Origin of the sequence: Pseudomonas sp. ATCC PTA-122608 (genome assembly GCF_001952855.1) — a bacterium.
In the GTDB taxonomy this organism is placed as follows: Bacteria; Pseudomonadota; Gammaproteobacteria; order Pseudomonadales; family Pseudomonadaceae; genus Aquipseudomonas.
Genome location: NZ_LPNO01000014.1, coordinates 101698 through 124338, shown reverse-complemented (window position 1 = coordinate 124338; position 22641 = coordinate 101698). Strand labels below are relative to the sequence as shown.

Sequence of the window (22641 nt, the reverse complement as noted above, 5' to 3'; positions counted from 1 at the left end):
CAGTGATTATCAAGGCTTGCAGATCGCATTGCCTGCGGAAAATTTCCCTCTTGAAAAGACCCCGCAAGGGCTGGCAGAGCGGTTGCTGGCCCTGGCGAGGTTGATCAAACCCAAGTCCGTCGCGAAAAGCCCTCGCGGTCCTAAAGTCGCCAAGCCCAAGGAATGGCTTGAAGGTAAGGCGGCACGGGCGCATGTCTCAACAGCTAGGGTGCTTAAGGCGGCCAAGTCGGATAAACGGACTTAAACATGTTTTTAAACAAGGCTTTAAACACAGACCTTGAAAGGGATGGCTGTAAGAGCGGAACCAATAGCGGCCCTGACCGCAGCAACGGATATGCCCCCCCAGCTCAATCAAACTTATAGCTGATCGCAGTCTGCACCTGCCCCTGATTCACATCCCCGGTCTCCTTGACGATGCTGCTATTGGCCGCCGACCCCACCAAGTGAACCCAGCTGGCACTGGTCAACAGCGACCACTTCGCATCCAGGGGAATCTCAAAACTCTGCGTCAACGTCAGGTTCTGAAACCCCGCACTGGCGTTATACGGCCGAAACCCCGAAGCCGCAGCCTCGTTGGCATCAACCCCGAAAAACGCCTGCGCCTGCCGAGCATCGGCAAAATTCGCCATCAAACCGGTGCTGCCGATAATCCCGCCACCCAACGGATACCCCAATTCCCCGCCAAGCTTCCCCACAACCCCGCTTTGATCACGCGCCCCGCCCACGGCCTGACCCACCTGTGCATACACCCGCCAGAAATCAGCCGGAGCGTACTGAATAAATCCCCCAACCTCGGCCATATCCGAAACATCACGCAAGCCCCGCAGCGACCCATTGGCCGTCCGCCCCGGCAAGTAGTTGATGTAAGGCCCGGCAGTAAAGCCATGGGTATTCAGGGCACTCCAGGTCAGCCCATCGTCGGTACCCAGACTGACGCTCCCCCAATCCAGATCGAAATAAGGAATCGGCCGCGTTTCGTAGCGGCTGCCCGTCGGATCATGAGGCTGGTAACTGACACCCACGCCGGCCTCACCGGTAATCCCGTCCGCCAGCGCAGCGCCCGAAACGCCCCACAGCCCCAGCAAACCGGCGAATACAGCAAAAGTAACCCTGAACATGGAGCCATTTCCTTTTGTGAACATGCGCGCATGAACGCGCAAACACCCGGCCTTAGGCAAGCACTCATCTAGGTTGTAGCAAGCTACAAAAATTGTAGCCAGTTCCGACACAACCAAACGCAAATACCCGCCAAACCCTTTGAAAACAGGGGGTGCGAGCACTTGGCACAGTCCATGCTCTAGCACTCTGCAAGCGCAACAGCGCGCTCCTACTTCATAGGTAAATGCAGATGATCCACTGGCATATCGTGTGTGACTTCGACGGGACCATAACCCCCACCGACGTCATCGACAACGTCCTCCAACGCTTCGCCGGCCCCGAGTGGGAAACCATCGAACAGGAATGGCTGGACGGGCACATCGGTTCGCGCGAATGCCTGAGCCGTCAACTGGCGCTGATCAAGGCGACCCCGGCCGAGTTGCTGGCGTACTTCGACAGCGTCGAGATCGACCCGGACTTCCCGGACTTCGTCGATCACGTCATGGGCCTGGGCGCTTCCATTGAAGTGGTCAGCGATGGCATCGAACAAGGCATCGCGCGGATTCTCTCGCGCAACTACGTGACCTTGCTGCCGATCCTCGCCAACCGCCTGCGCCAGGTCGACCAGAACAGCTGGCGCATCGACTTCCCGTATGCCAGCGACGCCTGCCGTGCTGCTTCCGGCAACTGCAAGTGCAAGTCCACGCCGCGCAACAAGCGCGTGCTGGTGATCGGTGACGGCAAGTCCGACATGTGCGTGGCCTCCACCGCCGACTTCGTCTTCGCCAAGGCCAGCCTGGCCGACTACTGCGAAACCAACAACATCCCTTACGCGCGGTTCGACACCTTCGCCGAACTGCCGGCATTGCTGGCCAAGCTGCCTCAGGGCATCGCCGCCAACGCCAACTCTTTCAGCACCTCTTCCGACAATCAGGAACTCTTCCACCATGTCTGATATCCGCATCGCTACCGCAGAAGACCAGGTTCTTCTGGATAAAGAAGCCAAGTACTGCTCCTACGGCGACACCGTTCACTACATCGACCCGCCACGTATTTTCAGCCGTTGTGAAGGCTCCTATGTGTGGGACACCGAAGACCAGGCTTACCTCGACCTGCAAATGTGGTACTCGGCCGTTAACTTCGGTTACGCCAACCCGCGCCTGAACAACGCGCTGAAACAGCAGATCGACACCCTGCCGCAAATCGCCAGCCAGTACCTGCACAAAGGCAAGATCGAGCTGTCGGAAATGATCGCAGTCGACGCCAAGAAAAAGTTCGGCCTCGACGGTCGTGTGCACTTCAACGTGGGCGGTTCGCAGTCCATCGAAGACTCCCTGAAAGTGGTGCGTAACGCCTCCAACGGCAAGAGCCTGATGTTCGCCTTCGAAGGCGGCTACCACGGCCGTACCCTCGGTGCTTCGTCGATCACTTCAAGCTTCCGTTACCGTCGCCGCTATGGCCACTTCGGCGAGCGCGCCAACTTCATTCCGTTCCCGTACCACTTCCGCGGCCCTAAAGGCATGACCAAGGAAGAATACGGCAGCCACTGCGTGCAGCAATTTGCCCGCCTGTTCGAAACTGAATACAACGGTGTGTGGGACCCGAAAACCAACCAGTGCGAATACGCAGCCTTCTACGTCGAGCCGATCCAGGGCACCGGCGGCTACGTAATCCCTCCGATGAACTTCTACAGCGAACTCAAGCACGTCCTCGACCAGCACGGCATCTTGATGGTCGTCGACGAAATCCAGATGGGTTTCTGGCGTACCGGCAAGCTGTGGTCGATCGAACACTTCGACGTCAAACCAGACGTGATCGTGTTCGGCAAGGCACTGACCAACGGCCTGAACCCGCTGGGCGGCATCTGGGCCAAGGAAGAGTTGATCAACCCTAAGATCTTCCCGCCAGGCTCCACTCACTCCACCTTCGCGTCCAACCCGTTGGGCACCGCGGTAGGCCTGGAAATGTTCAAGATGACCAGCGAAGTCGACTACGGCGCGATGGTCATGGCCAAGGGCAAATACTTCCTGGCCGGCCTGCAAGAGCTGCAAAAACGCTTCCCGATCATCGGCGACGTCGACGGCCTGGGCCTGGCCCTGCGCTGTGAAATCTGCGGTCCGGACGGCTTCACTCCGGACAAGGCGACCCTGGATTTCATGGTCGACGAAGGCATGAAAGGCGACATGGTGGTTGACGGTCAGAAACTCGGCCTGATCCTCGACGTGGGCGGCTACTACAAAAACGTGATCACCCTGGCACCGTCGCTGGAAATCAGCTACCCGGAAATCGACCTGGGCCTGAAGCTGCTCGAGCAACTGCTTGTGCGAGCGACCAAACGGTGATTAGCCACGAGATCGACCTCGGTGAAGGTGATGCCGGCTTCGTTCTCGGTAGCGGTCCGGTCGGGATCCTGTTGATCCACGGCCTGACGGGCACCCCGACGGAACTCCGTCGGGTGGCCCAGGGTTTGGCCAAGGCCGGTAACTGCACGGTGTACGTGCCGACCCTGGCCGGGCACTGCGGGGACAACAGCGACCTGCAAGCCACTGGCTGGCAGGACTGGTACGAGGGCGTACGCAAGACGTTCGTTGGCGTGAAACAGCGTCACGAGCAGGTGTTTGTCGGCGGTCTGTCGATGGGCGCGGTGATGTCGATGTACGTGGCGTCGCAGTTCCCGGGCCAGGTCGCCGGCTTGTTGATGTACTCCACCACGTTGAAGTACGACGGCTGGAGCATCAACAAGATGGCATTCATCACGCCCTTGCTGATCCGCATTCCCTTCGGTGTGCGCCTGTTCCGTTTCACTGAGAAACCGCCCTATGGCATCAAGAACGAGCGCCTTCGGGCGATCGTCGAGCGGCAGATGAAGGAAGGGGAGAGCAGCGAGGCGGGGCTGTTGACCATGGAGGGCGTCACAGTGCGCGAGTTGCACTGGATGAACGCCGTGGTCAAGAAGCTCATGCCGTCGATCAAGACCCCGGCCCTGGTGCTGCACTCCATCGAGGATGACATCACCAGCCGCTGGAACGCCGATTACGTGGAACGCCACCTCGGCGGCCCCGTGACCAAGATCCTGCTGGACAACTGCTACCACATGATCACCGTCGACCTGCAATACCGCCGAGTGATCGAGTTGAGTGCCGAGTTTGTCGAGCAACACGCTGCCCCTGTAGGCGCGAGCGTGCTCGCGAAGGACGTGAACGAAAACGCGTTCTGTCTGGTTTAACGCGGTGCGCTTGAGTTTTCGCGAGCCAGCTCGCTCCTACAAGGAAACGTTGTGATTACCGCCCAAGCCTTTTCGACCATTCGGGCCATCGAACGCAGTGCCTGGAACGACTGTTTTCCCGATGCCCTGGAGGATTGGGACTATTACGTGGCCGTGGAAAACGCTGCTATTGATGATTTTCAGTGGCGCTATCTTGCGGTGTTTGACGATACAACGTTGGTAGCGGTCGCGCCGGCGTTCATTACGCGTTATCGCCTCGACACCACGGTGTCGGGCGTAGGTAAGCGCTTTACCGAGCGCCTGGAGCGACTGTGGCCGGGTGTTTTGAAGTTGGGCCTGTATGCCATCGGTTCGCCGGTGGCGGAACAGTGCAATGCAGGTATCGCCAGCCACGTTCCTGAATCAGGGCGCCAGGCGCTGCTTGCGCAATTGCTCGCCGCCGCGCGCCAGGATGCCGATACGTTCGGCGTTGGACTGGTGGCGGTCAAGGACGCACCGACCAGGGATGAAGCCTGGTCAAACAGCTGCCTTGACGCGGGTTTTCAGAGCATGCCCAGCCTGCCAACGGCCGTATTGCCGATCCCTTTTGGTTCAGTGGACGCCTACCTGGGTTCCCTGGACAAAGCCACCCGCAAGGACGTGCGCCGCAAACTGCGCGCGCCTGGCCCGCGTGTTGAGTGGCGACGCAACATCGACGACGTCCTGCCGCGCATCATGGCGCTGTATGAGGCCACCCTGGAACGTTCCGACCTGCAGTTCGAGCGGCTGCCGGCGGGCTATTTCACCGGTATCCTTGAACAGCTGCAAGAACGTGCGGTCTGTGTGCTTTATTGGGTGGACGCGCAATTGGTGGCGTTCAACCTGATCCTGTTGAACCAGGATCGCTTGATTGACAAGTTTTTCGGCGAAGACAGTGATTACAGCCATGAGTACAGCCTGGCAGTGCGCAGTTGGTTAACCAATATCGACTACTGTATTCGCAACGAAATTGCGTTATATGAATGCGGTCAGGCCGGCTATGCCAGCAAGCTGCTGCTGGGCTGCGAGTTCCAGGGCAACAGCATGTTTTTTCGCCACCGTAACTGGCTGGTCAACCGCGCACTGTTCGTTGCAAAAGTGTTTCTCCGACCGGATCGATCCGACCCTGCCATGGCTGCTGCGATAAGCGAAACCTGATGATCAACAAGACCCGCCAAAAAGCCCGCCCCTTTGCCATTTCGCGTTGGAGCGTCCAGCGCAAGCTGGTGTTGGCGTTCTGGCTGGTCACGGTGATTCCGACGATGATCGCGGCGGAGTTGGCCGCAACGACGCTGTCGCAGATCTTCGACAGCAACGTGCGGATCTGGCTGCAGGAGTCGACCAAGATCGTCAAGGACGAGATCGGCGACATCCTCCACGATAACGCCCGGGTCGCCCAACTGTTCCTGCGCTACACCAAGCCGCCGTCGTCGCGCCAGGCCGAGAAACACGACAAGCTGACCGCCGACATTGCCGCCGCCACCGACATCGACGTGGTCGCGTTGATCCGCAGCAGTGACCACAAGATTGTCTTCAGCACTGCCGCCGATGACATCGTCAAGCAAATCAACCTGGCCAGTAATGCGGTGTTGCAGACGGTCCAGGTGGCGGGCGTGACCACCGGCGTGGTGGTGTCGACCTTCGAGACCAGCGAGGACGGGGTTGACTATCAACTGCTGGTGGCCACCTACCTGGACAGCAGTTTCCTGACCAGCGTGGCCGATGTGCACTCCCTCGACTTGCGCCTGTACCTGGCCAATCCCAACGGCTTCTCGGAGATTTTCTCTACCCAGCGCTTCGTCGATCACCCCACCCGGATTCCTTCGAACATCGAAGCCGCGCTGCGCAGCACCAAGCAGCCCAGCGAACAGTTCACCAACAACTACAGCGGTTTGTACTGGCCGATCTTCAATGATGCCGGCGAGCTGCAAGGGGTGATCTTCAGCGGCTTGCTGCGGCACACCAGCCTGGTGGGTCTGGTGAACCAGAGCAATCTGTTCGTGTTGATCTTCCTGCTCAGCTCGGCGCTGTCCCTCGGTGCCGGCATGCTGGTGTCCCAGCGTCTCACGCGCCCGTTGCGGGACTTGTCCGAAGGCGTCAGCGCGGTGATCTCGGGTAACTATCAGCATCGTGTGGCGGTCAGCGGCGGCGACGAGCTGGCGCAACTGAGCAGCACCTTCAACCACATGACCGAGCGTCTCGGTGAGTTGCATCACCTGGAAGCGCAACTGCGCCGCCGCGACCGCCTGCATGCATTGGGCGAAGTCGCGATGGGCCTGGCCCACGAAATCCGCAACCCGCTGGGCATTATCAAGACCGCTACCCAGTTGCTGCACCGCCGCGCCGATTTGCCGGAAACCGACAAACGCCATCTCGAATACGTGATCAGCGAAGTCAGCCGGATCAACGACCTGATCACCGAATTCCTCGACTTCGCCAAACCCAGCGCGCCGTTGCGCACGGTGCAAGCGGCACGGCCGGTGGTGGAGGAAATCCTCGGCTTCTGCGGGCCTGAGCTGTCGACCCATAACATCGACGCGCATATCGATGACCAGGCCCCCGGCGCGACGATTTACGCCGATGCCAAGCAGCTCAAGCAGGCGTGCCTCAACCTGATTCTCAACGCCATCGATGCCATGCCCGGAGGCGGTCGCCTGACCCTGGGCATCCGCAGCGTGGGCGGCAACACAGTGATCAGCATCGGCGATACCGGCGAAGGCATTCCGTCGGACATGATCGAGCGGATCTTCACACCATTCGTCACCACCAAGGCCTCGGGCACGGGGTTGGGTCTGGCCAAAGTCTTCTCGATCATGGAGAGTCATGACGGCAGCATCGAATGTGTCAGCGAGAAAGATGCCGGCGCCACCTTCAGCCTGTACATTCCGGCCCAGGGTGACGATGACGGCGATGATGAGGATGGTGATGACGCATAACGTATTGGTAGTCGACGATGAACCCAAGCTCTGTGACTTGCTCTCGTCGGCCTTGAGCCAGAGCGGGATCCAGGTGTTTACCGCCGGCAACGGCCTGCACGCGCTCAAGGTGCTGGAGCAGGAAGACATCGACCTGGTGATCAGTGACTGGCGCATGCCCGGTATGGACGGGCCGGCGTTGCTGGCGGAAATCAAGGTGCGTTACCCCCATCTGCCGGTTATCGTGATGACCGCCTACAGCACCGTGAAAAATGCGGTGCAGTCGATGCGCAATGGCGCCTACGACTACATCGCCAAGCCGTTCGACATCGATGAGCTGGACATCACCGTCGCCAAGGCCCTGCAGTTTCGCGACATCATGCGCGACAACGCGCGCATGCGTGCCGAGTTGGATGAACACTCGCAGTTCGACAGCCTGGTGGGCGACAGCCCGGCGTTTCGCCGCGTGCTGCACGCCGTCGACTCGGTGCGCGACAGCAACGCCACAGTGCTGCTGACGGGCGAAAGCGGCACCGGCAAAGAGATGGTCGCCCGTGCCATCCACAAACACGGCAATCGCGCCGACAAGCCATTTGTAGCCGTCAACTGCGCGGCGATTCCCGAAGGCTTGCTGGAAAGCGAGATGTTCGGCCACCGCAAGGGCGCCTTTACCGGCGCCGTGGCGGACCGCGTCGGGCGCTTCATGCAGGCGGACAAGGGCACGTTGTTTCTCGATGAAGTGGGCGACATGCCGTTGGCGTTGCAGGCGAAAATCCTGCGGGCCTTGCAGGAGCGGGTGATCGAGCCGGTGGGTGACCCGCGGGAGCGCAAGGTGGACGTGCGGGTGATCGCCGCTACCAACAAGAATTTGCTGGATGCGGTGGCGAACAAAGAGTTTCGTGAAGACCTTTACTACCGCCTCAATGTGTTCCCGATTCCGCTGCCGGCCTTGCGCGAGCGGGTGGAAGACATCGCGCCGCTGGCCCGGCACTTTGCCCAGACCTTGAGTGCTACGGCGGGTAAACGCATCACCGGTTTCAGCCCTGAGGCATTGCAAGCCATGGCGGCGTATTCCTGGCCGGGCAATATTCGTGAGCTGCAAAACTGTGTGGAGCGGGCGACCATCGTCGCGGCGACGCCGGTGATCGAGGACATTGATTTGCCGGCGTATCTGTTTGCTTCGAAGCCGGCTGAGGATGGGGTGGGCGCGATACTCAGTAACGGGCCGGGTGTGCCACAGGATCTGGATGCGGCGCTGGCTGAGGTGGAGAAGGCTTACATCATGGCTGCGTTGCAGGAGAGCAACGGGGTGCAGGCTGCGGCTGCGCAGAAGATCGGGATTTCTGAGCGTAGCTTTTGGTATCGGTTGAAGAAGCTGGGGATTCAGGTGGACAAGATTGTTCGCTAGGGGGCGCTGAGCGTTTTTGGGGGGAGTACATATCCGTTATTTAGGTAACGGCCGCTTAGGGTTCCGCTCTTACAGCGGGTCACTTTTGAAAAGCCGGAATGCCGGCCCAGTCAAAAGTAACCAAAACGCTCTGCCCCGCCTGTCGGCACCTCGCCTAGGCTCGGTGTTCCCGCACTCCGGCACCGCGAAGCGGGCCGCCGCTCCGCAATACCTGCGTTCGGCCTCGGGCTGAATGGGGCAATCAAAAGCAAAAGCACAGCGGCCTCCCGGCCGGCTTGAGTGTTAGAAGCAGAGGCAAGATCCAGAGCGAAAGCAGAGCTGCTTTTCTGTGGGAGCGGGCTTGCTCGCGAAAAACCTGAGAACGCCGCGTTGAATCAGGATGCCCGCGTCATCGTTAACGACCTTCGCGAGCAAGCCCGCTCCCACATTTGGACCGTGCCCGCTTTAGCTTCTGACCTTGCTGTTGCCTTTGCTTCACCACACTCAAGCCGGCCGGTAGGCCGCTGTGCTGTTGATCTGCTTTTGATCTTGATCTTAGGCGCCCCGTTAAACCACGCTGGCCGAACGCAGGCTTTGGAGCGTGGGTAACCCGGCAGGACGCCGGGTTAGCCGCGCTGGGCCAAGGATGGCCCATCGCGGCGGCCCACGCTCCAAAGCCGGAGTGAGGGCACACCGAGCATTAGCGAGGTGCCGAGTGGTGGGGCAAGAGCCTTTTGGTTACTTTTGGGCTCTTTTCAAAAGTGACCCGCTGTAAGAGCGGAACCAATACAAGCCATCACCTAAATAACGGATATACACACCCACCCAGCTCCACATTTTTGATAGGCGTATGTCAGGCGTGCAGGCGAACCCACACGCTGACCAACACCGTAGCCGCCATCAACCACGCCACCGCCGCCACCGCCAGCGAGGCCTCCAGGCGCATCCGGTCAACCATCACATACAACGTCGCCAGGTACACAAAGTACGGAATAATCGACCACATCCCGAACACGATGGTGGTCTTCAAATCCTCCACCGACCGACCCTTGCCAACAATGTAATGCGCAATCAACGCGAACGTGGGAAACAGCGGCACCAACCCGGCGATGTAGTAGTTCTTGGTCTTGGCCAACGCCGCCAGAATCAACACCACCCCCGCGCCCAATGCCGCCTTCAGCAATAAATCCACAATGCGCTCCTAGTGGCTCAGCCCGTATTTCTTGACCTTGTCGAACAACGTGGTCTTGGCCATCCCCAGCTCCTGGCTGGCTTGGGTCAGGTTGCCGCCGCTGCGCTGCAACGCATCATTAAGCAGGTTGCGCTCGAACGCCTCCACCGCTTCGGTAAAGGCCAACCCGTGGTTGCCGCTGCTGGTGCCGCTTTTTTTAAACGCCGGCAAACCCAGGGCAAACCGCTCGGTCACGTTGCGCAATTCACGCACGTTGCCCGGCCAGTCGTGGCTCATCAGGTTGGACAGGGTCTGGTTGTCGAGGTCCGGCGCAGTGCGGTCGAAACGCAACGACGACTGCTGCAGGAAGTGTTCGAACAATTGCAGGATATCTTCCCGGCGTTCCCGCAAGGGCGGCAGTTCCAGGGTTACCACGTTGAGGCGGTAGTACAGGTCGCTGCGAAACTGGTTGGCGCGGCTCAGGTCGTCGAGGTCAGACTTGGTGGCGGCGATCACCCGGCAATCCACCGCCACGCTCTGGTTCGAGCCCAGGCGTTCCAGGGTGCGTTCCTGCAATACCCGCAGCAGTTTGATCTGCAGGTTCATCGGCATGCTTTCCACTTCGTCGAGGAACAGCGTGCCTTCGTGGGCATGTTCGATCTTGCCGATGCGGCGCTTGCCGGCGCCGGTAAATGCGTTGGCTTCATGGCCGAAGATTTCGCTTTCGAACAGGTTCTCCGGCAGGCCACCGCAGTTCAGCGCAACGAACTGGTGGGAATGACGCCGGCTGAAATCATGCAGGCAACGGGCGACCAGTTCCTTGCCGGTGCCGGTCTCGCCTTCGATCAACACGTTGGCTGAGGTGTCGGCGACGTTGGCGATCAACTCCCGCAGGTTTTGCATGGCGGGGGAGCGGCCGATGATCCGGCCTTCCAGCGAGTCGCGCTCGGCCAGTTGCCGACGCAGCGACCAGACTTCCCTGGCCAGCCCGCGTTGCTCCAGGGCGCGACGGGCAACGTCCACCAAGCGCTCGGGGGAGAAGGGTTTTTCCATGAAGTCATAGGCGCCATTGCGCATCGCGCCCACCGCCATGGAGATGTCGCCATGGCCGGTGATCAGCACCACCGGCAGGCTTTTATCCAGGGCCTTGAGGCGGGTCAGCAGTTCCAGGCCGTCGATGCCCGGCAGGCGAATATCGCTGATGACGATGCCGGCGAAGTTTTCGCCAACCCGGGTCAGGGCTTCTTCGGCACTGCCCACGCCCACGCTGGGAATGTCTTCCAGGGCCAGGGCTTGCTGGCAGCCGAGCAATACATGGGGGTCGTCTTCGACGATCAGGACGGTCAGGTCGGTGTTTTTTTCTGCGTTCATTTCGACTCGACTTGTTGAGGGCTCGCCAGCGGCAAACTCAGGACAAAGGCAGTACCACCGCTGGCCGGGTGCTCGACGGCGAGGTTGCCGCCGGTGGCGGCCGCGAGGCTGGCCGACAGCGTCAGGCCCAGGCCCAGGCCTTGTTCGCCGGGTTTGGTAGTAAAGAACGGTTCGAACAAATGCTTGCGGGTCTCGGGATCAATCCCGTGGCCGTTGTCGCGCACCCGCAGGCGGTATTTGCCGTCGACGATGTCGCCTTCCAGCCACAGTTCGGGGGCCGGTTGCGCCTGCATTGCGTCCAGGGCGTTGCCGATCAGGTTAACCAGGATCTGCTCCAGGCGCGTCTGGTCGATCTGCAATTGCGCGCTGGTGAAGTGGCGGTGAACCGTCAGCGGCAAGGTTTCCAGGCGACTGCCGAGGATCTGGAACGTGGCGTCCACCGCCTTGCCCAGATTGGCCTCGCCCTGGTCATCACCGCGCCGGGCGAAGGAGCGCAGGCTGGCGGTGATGCGGCCCATGCGGTCGATCAGTTCGTTGATGGTCTTGAGGTTGGCACTGGCGGTGTCCAGCGCCCCACGCTCCAGGAAGCGTACGGTGTTGCCCGACAGCGTGCGCAAGGCGGCCAGTGGCTGGTTCAATTCGTGGGCGATGCTGGTGGACATCTGGCCGATGGCGGCAAGTTTGCCGGCCTGCACCAGTTCGTCCTGGGCCCGGCGCAAGGTTTCCTCGGCCTGGCGCCGCTCGCGTATCTGGCTCTTGAGCCGTTCGTTGCTGGCCCGCAGGTCGGTGGTGCGTTCGGCAATCCGTCGCTCCAGCTGATTGTTGGCTTCCTGCAGGGCTTCCCGGGCGGCGAGGCGGGTGGCGATCACCTTGCGGCGCTCGTTCCAGGCGATCAACAGGAACGCCACCAACGCGAACGCCACGGCCACCAGGATGCCCTGGTTGATGGCGGCCTGGCGCAGGTCGTTCAGCGGGGTGAGCAGGGTGAAGTTCCATGGGGTGTCGTTCAACGGGCGGGTCTGGGCCAGGTAGCTGACCTCATGCTCGTCGGCCACCACTTCGCTGTTGGCCGGGAAGGTTAATTTCTCGGTGCCTTCATTGAGACGCTCACGGGCCAGTGGTTCAAGCTCGTTGAGCGTCGCCCAGTAATATTGCAGGCTGTGGGCGAGGCGGTCCTTGGTGTCATCGCTCAGTGGTCGCACGGACTTGAGGCGACGGGCCGGGTCGCTGGAGAGAATGATGATGCCATTCTCGTCACTGACAAAGGCCTCCAGGCGCGCCCGCTGCCAGCGCTCTTCCAGCGCTTCCAGGCGGACCTTGACCACGGCGACGCCGATGATCTTGCCGTGTTCTTCCAGGCCATGGGCCAGGTAATAGCCGGGTTCGCCGTTGGTGCTGCCGATGCCGTAGAACCGGCCGGGTTGGCCACGCACGGCATTCTGGAAATAGGCACGGAAGGACAGGTCTTCACCCTGGTAACTGTCGGCGTCGCGCCAGTTGCTGGTCGCCAGTACACGGCCGGTGGTATCCATCACGTAAATCGCCCGGCTGCGACTGCGCCGGTTCAGGCCTTCGAGGTAGTCGTTGACGGTTTTGCGGGTTTCCTGATTCGGGTCGGCCAATAACCTGGAGACGCTGGATTCCAGCTCCAGGAGACTGGGCAGGTAGGTGTATTTGCTGAGTTCGCTCTCGACGGTGCGGGCGTGCAGTTCCAGCTGGCGTTCGCCGGTATCGCTGAGGGTGCGGATCCCATAGAACTCACTGATCCAGAAGCCGACGTAACCCAGTCCGATCATCAGCGCGATGATCAGCGGCGGCAGGAACAATTGGCGAATCAGACGAGGCTTCACGGCAAGTGATGGCGGCGCGGCGCGAAAGAGGTTGGGGTCGCATTTCATCACAGATGCCTTGGGTCAGCTATCGCTCACTTGCCAACTGTAGGAGCGAGCTTGCTCGCGAAAAACTCAAGGGCACCGCGCTCATCCAGGATGATCGCGTTATCGTTGACGTCTTTCGCGAGCAAGCTCGCTCCTCCAGAAGAGCAGCGAGCTGCGGCTTTTTAGTGCTGCAGGATTTTCTCAAGGAAGTGCTGCGCACGCTCGGAGCGGGCGCTGATGTCGCCGAAGAATTCCTCTTTCGGGCAGTCTTCGATGATCTTGCCGGCGTCCATGAAGATCACACGGTCGGCGACCTTGCGGGCGAAACCCATTTCGTGGGTCACGCACATCATGGTCATGCCTTCCTGGGCCAGCTGCACCATCACGTCGAGTACTTCGTTGACCATTTCCGGGTCGAGGGCCGAGGTCGGTTCGTCGAACAGCATGACGATCGGGTCCATCGCCAGCGCACGGGCAATCGCCACACGCTGTTGCTGGCCGCCGGAAAGCTGGCCCGGGTGCTTGTGGGCGTGAGCCGACAGACCGACGCGCTCCAGCAGTTGCAGGCCCTTCTTGGTGGCTTCTTCCTTGCTGCGACCCAATACCTTGATCTGCGCGATGGTCAGGTTTTCGGTGATGGTCAGGTGTGGAAACAGCTCGAAGTGCTGGAACACCATGCCGACGCGCGAGCGTAGTTTTGGCAGGTTGGTCTTCGGGTCGGCGATGGAGGTGCCGTCCACGACCACGTCGCCTTTCTGGAACGGTTCCAGGGCGTTGACGCACTTGATCAAGGTGGATTTACCGGAGCCGGACGGCCCGCACACCACGATCACTTCGCCTTTTTTAACCTCGGTGCTGCAATCGGTCAGCACCTGGAAGTCGCCATACCACTTGTTGATATTCTTGATAGAGATCATACGGCAAACCTTTTTTGCAGACGCTTGACCAGCAGCGAGGCGGAAAAGCTGATGATGAAGTAGACGACACCGGCGAAGATCAGGAACTCATTGGAGCGGCCGATGATGTCGCCGTTGGAGCGGGCGGAGTTGAGGAAGTCCACCAGGCCCACGGTGTAGACCAGCGAGGTGTCCTGGAACAGGATGATCGACTGTTGCAGCAGCAACGGGGTCATCTTGCGGAACGCCTGGGGCAGGATGATCAGGCGCATGGTCTGGCCGTAGGTCATGCCCATGGCCTGCGCGGCGGCCATCTGGCCCTTGGGGATCGACTGCACGCCGGCCCGCACGATTTCGCAGAAGTACGCCGCCTCGAACATCATGAAGGCCACGACGCAGGAGGTGAACGCACCGATCGGGGTGTCTTCGCCGGTGATCCAGCGCAGCACGAACGGCACCGCCAGGTAGAACCAGGTGATCACCAACAGCAGCGGGATCGAGCGGAAGTAGTTCACGTAGGCGCCGGCCAGGCGCGACATCAGCTTGTTGGACGACAAGCGCATCAGCGCCAGGATGGTGCCGATGATGATGCCACCGACCACGCCCATGACCATCAACTGCAAGGTCATGACCATGCCGTTCCACAGGCCCGGGATGGCGGGGATGATGCCACTGAAATCGAATTCCATTATTTACCCCCCACGGAGATCAGGCCGGGCACGGCAACTTTCTTCTCGACCACGCGCATCAGCAGCATCAGGCTCATGTTCAGGGTGAAGTAAATCAGCGTGGCCAGGGTGAAGGCCTCAAACAGGTTGGCCGAGAACTCGGCGGTCTGTTTGGTTTGCGCCAGCAGTTCCATCAAGCCGATCAGGGACGCCACGGAGGAGTTCTTGAAGACGTTGAGGAATTCCGAGGTAAGCGGCGGAATGATGATCCGGTAGGCCTGGGGCAGCAGCACGTTCCAGTAGATCTGTGGCAGCTTGAAGCCCATGGCGCGTGCGGCGGATTCCTGGCCGCGTGGCAACGCCTGGATGCCGGTGCGCACTTGTTCGCACACACGTGCGGCAGTGAACAGGCCCAGGCACACGACAACACTCAGGTAAGCCGAGGTGGTCGGGTTGAGGTCTTGTTTGTACCAGTCCTGCAGGTTCTGCGGCAGCATGTCAGGTATGAGGAAGTACCAGATAAACAGCTGAACCAGCAGCGGCACGTTACGAAACAGTTCCACGTAGCAGGTCGCAATGCCCGATACGATGCGGTTTGGCACGGTGCGCATGACGCCGAGTACGGAGCCCAGCAGCAAGGCGATAATCCAGGCCACGATGGCGATGGCGATGGTCCAGCCCAGTCCGGAGATGTACCAGTCGAGATAAGTCTCGCTGCCAACGCCGGTGGACTTGAAGAATACGCCCCAGTCCCAGTTGTAGTTCATTAGGGTCTCCCCTCGAGATCGATCGATGTACAAGCACCCGCTTGGGGAAGATCCTTTCCCGCCCGACGGTGAACGCCAGGCACACACGATCGGCTCGGAAACCGCCAGGTCGAGTGTTCCAAAATTAAAGCCAGCAGGTAGTAACAGACGCCTGAGGGAGGGTTGGCTCCCTCAGGAGATAAGCTTAGTCAGGTATCAGATTTTTACGTCAGGCGCTGGTTTGTCGCTTGGGTTTGCGATCAGCTCCTTCACCTTTTCGCTCATCGGGAAGTTCAGGTTCAGGCCTTTTGGTGGGATCGGGCTTTCGAACCACTTGCTGTAGATCTTGTTGATTTCGCCGGATTTGAACAGGGCAACGATGGCGTCATCGACAGCCTTCTTGAAGGCCGGGTCGTCTTTACGAACCATGCAGGCGTAGGCTTCGAAGGACTGCGGAGTACCGGTGATGACCCAGTCGTCCGGCTTCTTGGCCTTGGCTTCTTCACCGGCCAGCAGGGCGTCGTCCATCATGAAGGCTACGGCGCGGCCGCTTTCCAGCATCTGGAAGGATTCGCCGTGGTCTTTGGCGGAGATGACGTTCATGCCCATCTGCTTGTCGGCGTTCATCGCTTTGATGATGCGCTCGGACGTGGTGCCAGCGGTGGTCACGACGTTCTTGCCTTTCAGGTCAGCGAAATCGCTATAGGACGGCTTGCCATCCTTGTCTTTCTTGACCAGCAAACGGGTGCCGATTTCGAAGATGTTGACGGTGAAGTCGACTTGCTGGGCGCGTTCGGCGTTGTTGGTGGTGGAGCCGCACTCAAGGTCCGCGGTGCCGTTCTGGATCAACGGGATACGGGTTTGCGAGGTGACCAGGTTGTACTTGGCCTTCAGATCGGGTTTGTTCAGGTCTTTTTTCAGTTGCTCGACGACGGCCAACTGAATGTCGTGGGAGTAGCCCACTGGCTTGCCCGAACCATCCGCGATATAGGAAAACGGAATGGAGCTGTCGCGGTGAGCGAGAGTGATCGTGCCGGAGTCGTTGATTTTCTTCAGTGTGCCGGTGAGTTCGGCGGCGAAAACTGGAGTGCTGATCAGAGCAGCAGCGATAGCTGCGCCCAAAATATGGGGAACGATACGCATCAATACTTCCTCGACATTTGTTTTTTTTATGAGACCGGTTGGTACGGCCACGTTTTTATATAAACAGTACTGCGAATGCCCATGACGGCTCCTGAGGCGCCTCAGGCAATCGCCTACGAGTGTAGAGCATGAGTCGTGCCATACCAGTGGTAAAAGGATAAGAGCATGATTTATATAGAGATTAACTTTGTGTGACGAACGTTTGTCGCAAGGTTGATCCGGCAAACCGAATAGGCTGGGGTATAGCGTTCGGAAATCCGAATGCCTGGATACGTTTATATCGCCCATGAAAAAGCCCCGGGGCCGTGGCTCTGCGGGGCGTCTTAGTGTGGATTTTTCGTCAGAACGTGTAGTCGGCCGAGACAACCGCTGCGCGACCATCGCCGGGTACCGCCCAACCGTTGTTACGGATGCGGGTGAGGTAGTCCTTGTTGAACAGGTTGTTGACGTTCAGTTGCAGGTTCAGCTGTTTGTTGACCTTGTAGCCGAGCATCGCTCGCTGCACCGCGTAGCCAGGCGAAGTCGGTGCTCCTGCGGCGCTGGCCAAGTACTGCTTGGTTTGCGCCGTGATGCCATAGCCCACCTGGAAGTCGTGGGGCAGGTCGTACACCGTCCAAAGGCTGGCCGCATGTTTGGGGGTGAAGGTCAGCGGCTCACCTTTCTGCACGTCGAGGCCGGTGGTCGCCAGGGTGTAATCGCTGGCGCTGCGCAGCACACGGGTGTTCAGGTAGGTGTAGTTGGCGAAGACCTTCCAGCGGTCAGTAAGCTGGCCGCTCAAGCCCAGGGCCACACCATCGGCACGCGCCTTGCCGTCGAGGGTTTGCGTGCCGCTGAGGTTGCTCGGGTCGTTATCGGCGACTTTGTAGTTGGTGCGGTCATTGCGGAAGATCGCGCCCGTCAGCGACAGGGCATTGTCGAGCAGGTCCCACTTGGTGCCGATCTCATAGCTGACGGCGGTTTCAGGGTCTACGTTGCAGTTGTTGGTGGCCACGCTGGAGCTTTTGGCCGGGGTGTAGCAACTCCCATTGACGCTGGCTTGGGACGGCGTCTTGCTGTTGCCGTAGGCGATATAGAAGCTGCCGTTTTCCGCCGGTTTGTAGACCAGGGCCAGGCGGTAGGACGTCAGGTCGTCCGCTTGGCCGTAGCGCACGCCCGGCGTTTCCACACCGCTGGTGGAGTAGGCGTTGGTCACCGAACTGCCCACGTTGTGCTCGTAGCGCAGGCCGCCATTGATTTCCCATTGCGGGTTGAGTTTGAGCGTGTCGAAGGCATAGGCGGCGCGGTTGTTCAGCGCGCCATCGACGTGGGCCGCCCGGGTGAAATTGACCGGGCCGGTCCATTCGGAGTTCGGATCGCTGTAGCTGACCGGTGGCGGCACTATCGTGCTGCCGTTGCTGTTGGTCAGCCATTTTCCGGTATCCGCCTCGTATTCCTCGCGGCTGATGGCGATACCGGTCACCAGCGTGTGGTCGATGAAACCGGTGCTGAAGTGGCTGGTGACGTCGGTCTGGTTGGTGAACATTTTGTTCTGGGTGTTGCGCTCGTTACCCAGTGAGCCGCCGCTTGGCTGGAAATAGCCCGGCTTGAGGCCTGCGGCGCAAGGCGCGCCCGTGATCTGGGTGCCGCTGGCGAGGCAGCCGGCCTGCGCACCTTCGGGGCCCGAGGCGCGCAGGTCCTGGCGAACGCGCTCGACGCGGGTGAAGTTACGCACGGACACCGCGTCGTTGAAATCATGCTCAAGCTTCAGGCTGAACGCGTCCGAGGTGGTTTGTTGCTCATTGATGTTGTGGTAACCGTAGAAATCGCTCCAGCCCACGCCTGGCATCGGTTTGCCGTTGTAGATCGGAATCCCGTATTGCGGCGTGTTGTTGTCTTTCTGATGCTCGTAACTGACCGTGACGCGCGTCGGAGTGCCCAGGCCAAACGCGATAGAGGGTGCGATGCCCCAGCGTTCGTAATCTTCATAATCGCGCCCCGGCACATCGTTACCATGGGCCATCAGGTTCAGGCGGAACGCCGTGGTGTCGTTGAGCATCTGGTTGGTGTCGAGGGTGGTGCGCTTGTAGTTATCGGTGCCGATGCCTGCACTGATAGTGGTTTTGTCGCGCAACTCTGGCTGTTTACTCACCAGATTGATGGTGCCGCCGACCGCACCTGAACCGGAATACACCGAACTCGCGCCGCTGACGACTTCGACCTGTTCCAGGTTGAAGGGGTCGGTGCGGCTGTATTGCGCGCTGTCGCGCACGCCGTCCACGTAGATGTCGCCGCTGGCGGAAAACCCGCGCAGGTTGATGCTGTCGCCATACCCACTGCCGCCCTCACCGGCACCGAAGGTGATGCCTGGCACGGTGCTCAGCACATCGCGCAAGGTCAGCAGGTTTTGGTCATGGATGACTTCCTTGGGCACCACCGTGATGGTCTGCGGCGTGTCGCGCAATGGCTCGGTGTACTTGGGGGAAGAAGGAGCCACAGGGTTGTAGACGCTCTGGCTTGGGGCCTGACCTTCGATGCTGGTCGCGCCGAGTTGGATGACCCCTGTGTTGTCTTCTGGTGCGGGTTCCGCCGCGTAACTGAATCCTCCTTGCGCAGCCACTGCCAGGCCCACTGCCGACGCGAGCAAATGCCGCGATGAGAGGGGGGCAGAACTGATGCCGGTAGCCATTGAGTAATCTCTTGTTAGTGTTAGTGAGATGCGATCGTAATTGATAAGCGATCTCAAATGTAATACTTTGTAACCAAATAAATCATGAAACTTTTTGCGGTCCTTGATCGCTACTCGGGGCAGTAATGCAGAGCGCACAGCCAGGCAGCGAGCCCTCGGATATCGGTGATAACCCGCGTGCCTATGTGCGCTGGGTGATGCATGCGGCACAGCTGGGAGATGCCGACGCACAGGCGACCCTGGCCCAGCTGCTGCTCGACGGTCGCGGCGTGCAGAAGGATGAGGCGCTGGGGTTGAGCTGGTTTCGCATCGCTGCGCGGCAGCGTCACCCCATGGCGATCAACATGATCGGGCGCTGCCTGGAGAATGGGTGGGGCTGCAAGGTCGATTTGGAAGACAGTGCGCGGCATTACCGCAAGGCCGCCGATCTGGGGCTGGATTGGGGTTTGTATAACTACGGCCAGTTGCTGACCCGCGGCCGAGGTGTGGCGCATGACCTTGCTGCCGCGTATGAGCTGTTCCGCCTGGCTGCGGCCAAGGGACACGCCAAATCGATGAACCTGTTGGGGCGGTTCCACCATGAAGGCGTTGTGGTGCCCAAGGACGTTCAACTGGCGCGGCAGTGGTATCAGCGTTCAGCCGAGGCCGGGGATTTCCGTGGGCAGTACAACCACGCCTCGGAGCTGGCGGAGGATGGCGACGAGGTGCAGGCCTGTTTATGGCTGGAGCGGGCACTGGCGACGGCTACACCGGGTTTTCTGCAGGCGGCTTATCCGGTATTGATGGGCTCCACTTCTTCCGGCATTCGTGAAATGGGCCTGCTCTATCAGCGCCAGGCCCTCGACACATGAAAAAGCCCCTGGACCTTTCGGTGCAGGGGCTTTTTTACGTCGGGTCGATCAGGCTGCTTCGATCTTGCCGCGATTGTGCTCGACCTTGGACAGGTAGCGCTGCACCTTTTCCTGTTCTTCCGGCGTGGTGAACAGGCCCAGCTTGCTGCGGCGCCACAGGATGTCCTGGGGCTGTGTGGCCCATTCTTCAGCGCACAGGTAGTCGACTTCGCGGGTGTAAAGGCCGCCACCGAGGTGGTCGCCCATGTCTGCCAGCGACTGCACGCCTTCCAGCAGGCGCCAGGTGCGGCTGCCATAAGTGGTGGACCAGCGACGGGCAATCTCGCTCGGCACCCAGTCGTACTTGCTGCGAATCGCATCGGCCAGGGCTTCTGGCGTGCTCATGTTTTCGCCGCCGGGCAGGGTGGCCGTGGCCGTCCAGCTTGGGCGCATCTGCGTGAAGTACGGCGCCAGTTGCGCCATCGCCGATTCGGCCAGCTTGCGGTAGGTGGTCAGCTTCCCGCCGAACACCGACAGCAACGGCGCCTCGCCCGAGGTGCCCGACAGCGCCAGGGTGTAGTCGCGGGTCACGGCCGACGGGTTGTCGGATTCGTCATTGCACAGCGGGCGCACGCCGGAATAGGTGTGCACGATGTCATCGCGGCTCAGCTGTTTCTTGAAGTGCGCGTTGACCACGTTGAGCATGTAGTCGGTTTCACCTTCGGTAATCGCAACTTTCGCCGGGTCGCCGGTGTATTCGCGGTCGGTGGTGCCGATGATGGTCAGGTGATTCAAATACGGAATGGTGAAGACGATGCGCTGGTCTTCGTTCTGCAGGATGTGCGCGTGGGCGCCTTCATACAGCTTCGGCACGATCAGGTGGCTGCCCTGGATCAGGCGAATGCCGTACGGCGAATCCAGCTTCAAGTCATCCTTGATGAACTTGGCGACCCACGGGCCGGCTGCGTTCACCAATGCCCGTGCGCGGATCGAGAACAGGCTACCGTCGGCGCGTTCCATGTTCATTTCCCACAGGCCTTTGCTGCGGTGCGCGCTGACGCAACGGGTCTGGGTGTGAATATGCGCACCCTTTTCCCGCGCAGCCATGGCGTTGAGTACTACAAGGCGGGCGTCATCGACCCAGCAATCGGAGTATTCGAAACCTTTGGTGATTTCGCTTTTCAGCGGGCTGTCGGGGCCGAACTTGAGGCTCTTGGAGCCCTCGAGTTTTTCCCGCTTGCCGAGGTGGTCATACAGGAACAGGCCGGCGCGAATCATCCATGCCGGACGCAGGTGCGGGCGGTGGGGCAATACAAAGCGCATCTGCTTGACGATGTGCGGGGCCTTGGCCAACAGCACCTCACGTTCAGCCAGGGCTTCGCGCACCAGGCGGAATTCGTAATGCTCCAGGTAGCGCAGGCCACCGTGGATCAGCTTGCTGCTGGCGGAGGAGGTGTGGCTGGCCAGGTCGTCCTTTTCGCAAAGGAATACCGACAAACCGCGACCGGCTGCGTCTGCTGCAATCCCGACGCCATTGATCCCGCCACCGATAACGGCGACGTCATAGACTTCGGCAAGCGGTGGGGCAGGCAAGGTAGAAGGGTTCATCGGCTGGCCTCGCAATCTTTTTCGTATTGGAATTCGAACATAAATGTTCATTTGCGAAAATGGTAGCTCATAAACGTGGGCGCAGCCAGTCCGCTTCGATTGAAAATACTGATCGAAGGGCGAAGAAAGGAAAATTTGTGAACATCAGGGGGCAGGACACCCCCTGTTTTGGGTTACACGACTTCCAGCCGAATCTTGTGCTGATTCAACAGTTGCACCAGCGCCGGGACTGGCTGCTGATCGGTGACCAGGCAATCAATCAAACTGATGGGTCCCAGGCGAATCATGGCGTTACGCCCGAATTTGCTGGAGTCCGCCGCCAGGATCACCTTGCGCGCATTGGCAATGATCGCCTGGGAAACCCGCACTTCCTGGTAATCGAAGTCCAACAGGCTGCCGTCTTCATCGATACCGCTGATGCCCACCAGGGCAAAATCGACCTTGAACTGGTTGATAAAGTCGACGCTGGCCTGGCCCACCACGCCGCCGTCACGGCGCACGTTGCCGCCGGTCAGGAGTACGTCGAAGTCGTCTTTGGCACTCAGCATCATGGCGACGTTGAGGTTATTGGTGATGATTTTCAGGTGGCTGTGGTTAAGCAGCGCGCGGGCAATCGATTCGGTGGTGGTACCGATGTTGATAAACAGCGAGGCGTGATCGGGGATTTGCGCGGCAATGGCTTCGGCGATGCGCTGTTTCTCGTCGCGCATCTGGTCGGCCCGCATGGCGTAGGCGGTGTTTTCAACGCTGGAGTCATAGGCTGCGCCGCCGTGGTAGCGGCGCAACAGATTGGCTTCCGCCAGTTGATTGATATCACGGCGGATGGTTTGCGGGGTGACAACGAAGAGCTGCGCCATTTCCTCGATACTCACATAGCCGCGTTCGCGAACCAGTTCGAGGATTTGTTGCTGGCGGGGAGGCAGATTCATGGTGCGTCCTTTGGGCTGCCGTAAAAAGTGGCCCATGATGACGCAGGAATCTGCTCCCTGCCAGTTACAACCCTAAGTGGGTCCGGCGCTTGG

General features: G+C 60.1%; 18 protein-coding genes and 1 pseudogene. 8 read left to right on the top strand and 11 right to left on the bottom strand.

Features of this window, described 5'->3' with window-relative positions:
* Positions 1-244: pseudogene (locus AU074_RS15500) on the top strand (IS4 family transposase); the annotation flags it as partial.
* A gap of 103 nt (positions 245-347) precedes the next feature.
* On the opposite strand, the gene AU074_RS15495 reads toward AU074_RS15500, so the two are convergent.
* Positions 348-1118 carry a MipA/OmpV family protein gene (locus AU074_RS15495; protein WP_076015439.1) on the bottom strand — a complete coding sequence of 257 codons (771 nt, stop codon included), beginning with the start codon at positions 1116-1118 and terminating at the stop codon, positions 348-350.
* A gap of 230 nt (positions 1119-1348) precedes the next feature.
* Between AU074_RS15495 and AU074_RS15490 the strand changes: the two genes are divergently transcribed.
* From AU074_RS15490 to AU074_RS15465, 6 genes are read left to right on the top strand one after another with little or no spacing between them, the layout of a single operon-like run.
* A complete protein-coding gene (locus tag AU074_RS15490; protein WP_076015438.1) occupies positions 1349-2053 on the top strand; it encodes an MtnX-like HAD-IB family phosphatase in 705 nt (234 codons plus the stop codon).
* On the top strand, positions 2046-3440 hold the full coding sequence (locus AU074_RS15485) for an aspartate aminotransferase family protein (RefSeq protein WP_076015437.1): 1395 nt from the start codon (positions 2046-2048) through the stop codon (positions 3438-3440). The genes AU074_RS15490 and AU074_RS15485 overlap by 8 nt, the downstream gene beginning before the upstream one ends.
* Positions 3437-4324: a carboxylesterase gene (locus tag AU074_RS15480; protein ID WP_076015436.1), complete on the top strand. Its 888-nt coding sequence runs from the start codon at positions 3437-3439 to the stop codon at positions 4322-4324. Before AU074_RS15485 ends, AU074_RS15480 begins: the two co-directional genes overlap by 4 nt.
* A 51-nt stretch (positions 4325-4375) precedes the next feature.
* Positions 4376-5500: a GNAT family N-acetyltransferase gene (locus AU074_RS15475; protein ID WP_076015435.1), complete on the top strand. Its 1125-nt coding sequence runs from the start codon at positions 4376-4378 to the stop codon at positions 5498-5500.
* Positions 5500-7278: a HAMP domain-containing sensor histidine kinase gene (locus AU074_RS15470; protein ID WP_076015434.1), complete on the top strand. Its 1779-nt coding sequence runs from the start codon at positions 5500-5502 to the stop codon at positions 7276-7278. Before AU074_RS15475 ends, AU074_RS15470 begins: the two co-directional genes overlap by 1 nt.
* A complete protein-coding gene (locus AU074_RS15465) occupies positions 7268-8665 on the top strand; it encodes a sigma-54 dependent transcriptional regulator (protein WP_076015433.1) in 1398 nt (465 codons plus the stop codon). The genes AU074_RS15470 and AU074_RS15465 overlap by 11 nt, the downstream gene beginning before the upstream one ends.
* Positions 8666-9497: 832 nt before the next feature.
* Here the strand turns inward: AU074_RS15465 and AU074_RS15460 are convergent.
* From AU074_RS15460 to AU074_RS15425, 8 genes are all read right to left on the bottom strand, one after another.
* Entirely contained in the window at positions 9498-9827 is a 330-nt protein-coding gene (locus AU074_RS15460) for a GlpM family protein (protein ID WP_173860384.1), read from the bottom strand.
* A gap of 18 nt (positions 9828-9845) precedes the next feature.
* On the bottom strand, positions 9846-11186 hold the full coding sequence (locus AU074_RS15455) for a sigma-54 dependent transcriptional regulator (protein WP_076015431.1): 1341 nt from the start codon (positions 11184-11186) through the stop codon (positions 9846-9848).
* Positions 11183-13084: a sensor histidine kinase gene (locus tag AU074_RS15450; RefSeq protein WP_076015430.1), complete on the bottom strand. Its 1902-nt coding sequence runs from the start codon at positions 13082-13084 to the stop codon at positions 11183-11185. Before AU074_RS15450 ends, AU074_RS15455 begins: the two co-directional genes overlap by 4 nt.
* Positions 13085-13245: 161 nt before the next feature.
* Positions 13246-13980 (bottom strand): amino acid ABC transporter ATP-binding protein, encoded by a 735-nt coding sequence (locus AU074_RS15445; RefSeq protein ID WP_003208734.1) that lies wholly within the window; start codon positions 13978-13980, stop codon positions 13246-13248.
* Positions 13977-14648 (bottom strand): amino acid ABC transporter permease, encoded by a 672-nt coding sequence (locus AU074_RS15440; protein ID WP_076015429.1) that lies wholly within the window; start codon positions 14646-14648, stop codon positions 13977-13979. Before AU074_RS15440 ends, AU074_RS15445 begins: the two co-directional genes overlap by 4 nt.
* Positions 14648-15394 carry an amino acid ABC transporter permease gene (locus AU074_RS15435; protein ID WP_076015428.1) on the bottom strand — a complete coding sequence of 249 codons (747 nt, stop codon included), beginning with the start codon at positions 15392-15394 and terminating at the stop codon, positions 14648-14650. The genes AU074_RS15440 and AU074_RS15435 overlap by 1 nt, the downstream gene beginning before the upstream one ends.
* Before the next feature lie 195 nt (positions 15395-15589).
* The gene (locus AU074_RS15430; protein ID WP_076015427.1) at positions 15590-16516 is read right to left on the bottom strand and encodes a glutamate/aspartate ABC transporter substrate-binding protein; all 927 of its coding nucleotides are present in this window, start codon (positions 16514-16516) and stop codon (positions 15590-15592) included.
* A 340-nt stretch (positions 16517-16856) separates the two neighbouring features.
* Positions 16857-19181 carry a TonB-dependent siderophore receptor gene (locus AU074_RS15425; RefSeq protein WP_076015426.1) on the bottom strand — a complete coding sequence of 775 codons (2325 nt, stop codon included), beginning with the start codon at positions 19179-19181 and terminating at the stop codon, positions 16857-16859.
* Positions 19182-19306: 125 nt separating this feature from the next.
* Between AU074_RS15425 and AU074_RS15420 the strand changes: the two genes are divergently transcribed.
* Complete coding sequence (locus tag AU074_RS15420) at positions 19307-20032, top strand: tetratricopeptide repeat protein (protein WP_076015425.1); 726 nt, start codon at positions 19307-19309, stop codon at positions 20030-20032.
* Positions 20033-20080: 48 nt separating this feature from the next.
* On the opposite strand, the gene glpD is transcribed toward AU074_RS15420, so the two are convergent.
* Positions 20081-21619, bottom strand: coding sequence for a glycerol-3-phosphate dehydrogenase (gene glpD, locus AU074_RS15415; protein ID WP_076015424.1), 1539 nt, complete (start codon positions 21617-21619; stop codon positions 20081-20083).
* Between the two features lie 173 nt (positions 21620-21792).
* Positions 21793-22548, bottom strand: coding sequence for a DeoR/GlpR family transcriptional regulator (locus AU074_RS15410; protein WP_076015423.1), 756 nt, complete (start codon positions 22546-22548; stop codon positions 21793-21795).
* Between the last annotated feature and the right edge of the window lie 93 nt (positions 22549-22641).

Coding starts and splice junctions, on each gene's coding strand:
- AU074_RS15410 (WP_076015423.1), bottom strand. CDS start 22,548: ATGAATCTGCCTCCCCGCCAGCAACAAATCCTCGAACTGGTTCGCGAA.
- AU074_RS15445 (WP_003208734.1), bottom strand. CDS start 13,980: ATGATCTCTATCAAGAATATCAACAAGTGGTATGGCGACTTCCAGGTG.
- AU074_RS15465 (WP_076015433.1), top strand. CDS start 7,268: ATGACGCATAACGTATTGGTAGTCGACGATGAACCCAAGCTCTGTGAC.
- AU074_RS15420 (WP_076015425.1), top strand. CDS start 19,307: ATGCAGAGCGCACAGCCAGGCAGCGAGCCCTCGGATATCGGTGATAAC.
- AU074_RS15490 (WP_076015438.1), top strand. CDS start 1,349: ATGATCCACTGGCATATCGTGTGTGACTTCGACGGGACCATAACCCCC.
- glpD (WP_076015424.1), bottom strand. CDS start 21,619: ATGAACCCTTCTACCTTGCCTGCCCCACCGCTTGCCGAAGTCTATGAC.
- AU074_RS15430 (WP_076015427.1), bottom strand. CDS start 16,516: ATGCGTATCGTTCCCCATATTTTGGGCGCAGCTATCGCTGCTGCTCTG.
- AU074_RS15440 (WP_076015429.1), bottom strand. CDS start 14,648: ATGGAATTCGATTTCAGTGGCATCATCCCCGCCATCCCGGGCCTGTGG.
- AU074_RS15455 (WP_076015431.1), bottom strand. CDS start 11,186: ATGAACGCAGAAAAAAACACCGACCTGACCGTCCTGATCGTCGAAGAC.
- AU074_RS15435 (WP_076015428.1), bottom strand. CDS start 15,394: ATGAACTACAACTGGGACTGGGGCGTATTCTTCAAGTCCACCGGCGTT.
- AU074_RS15425 (WP_076015426.1), bottom strand. CDS start 19,181: ATGGCTACCGGCATCAGTTCTGCCCCCCTCTCATCGCGGCATTTGCTC.
- AU074_RS15485 (WP_076015437.1), top strand. CDS start 2,046: ATGTCTGATATCCGCATCGCTACCGCAGAAGACCAGGTTCTTCTGGAT.
- AU074_RS15470 (WP_076015434.1), top strand. CDS start 5,500: ATGATCAACAAGACCCGCCAAAAAGCCCGCCCCTTTGCCATTTCGCGT.
- AU074_RS15450 (WP_076015430.1), bottom strand. CDS start 13,084: ATGAAATGCGACCCCAACCTCTTTCGCGCCGCGCCGCCATCACTTGCC.
- AU074_RS15495 (WP_076015439.1), bottom strand. CDS start 1,118: ATGTTCAGGGTTACTTTTGCTGTATTCGCCGGTTTGCTGGGGCTGTGG.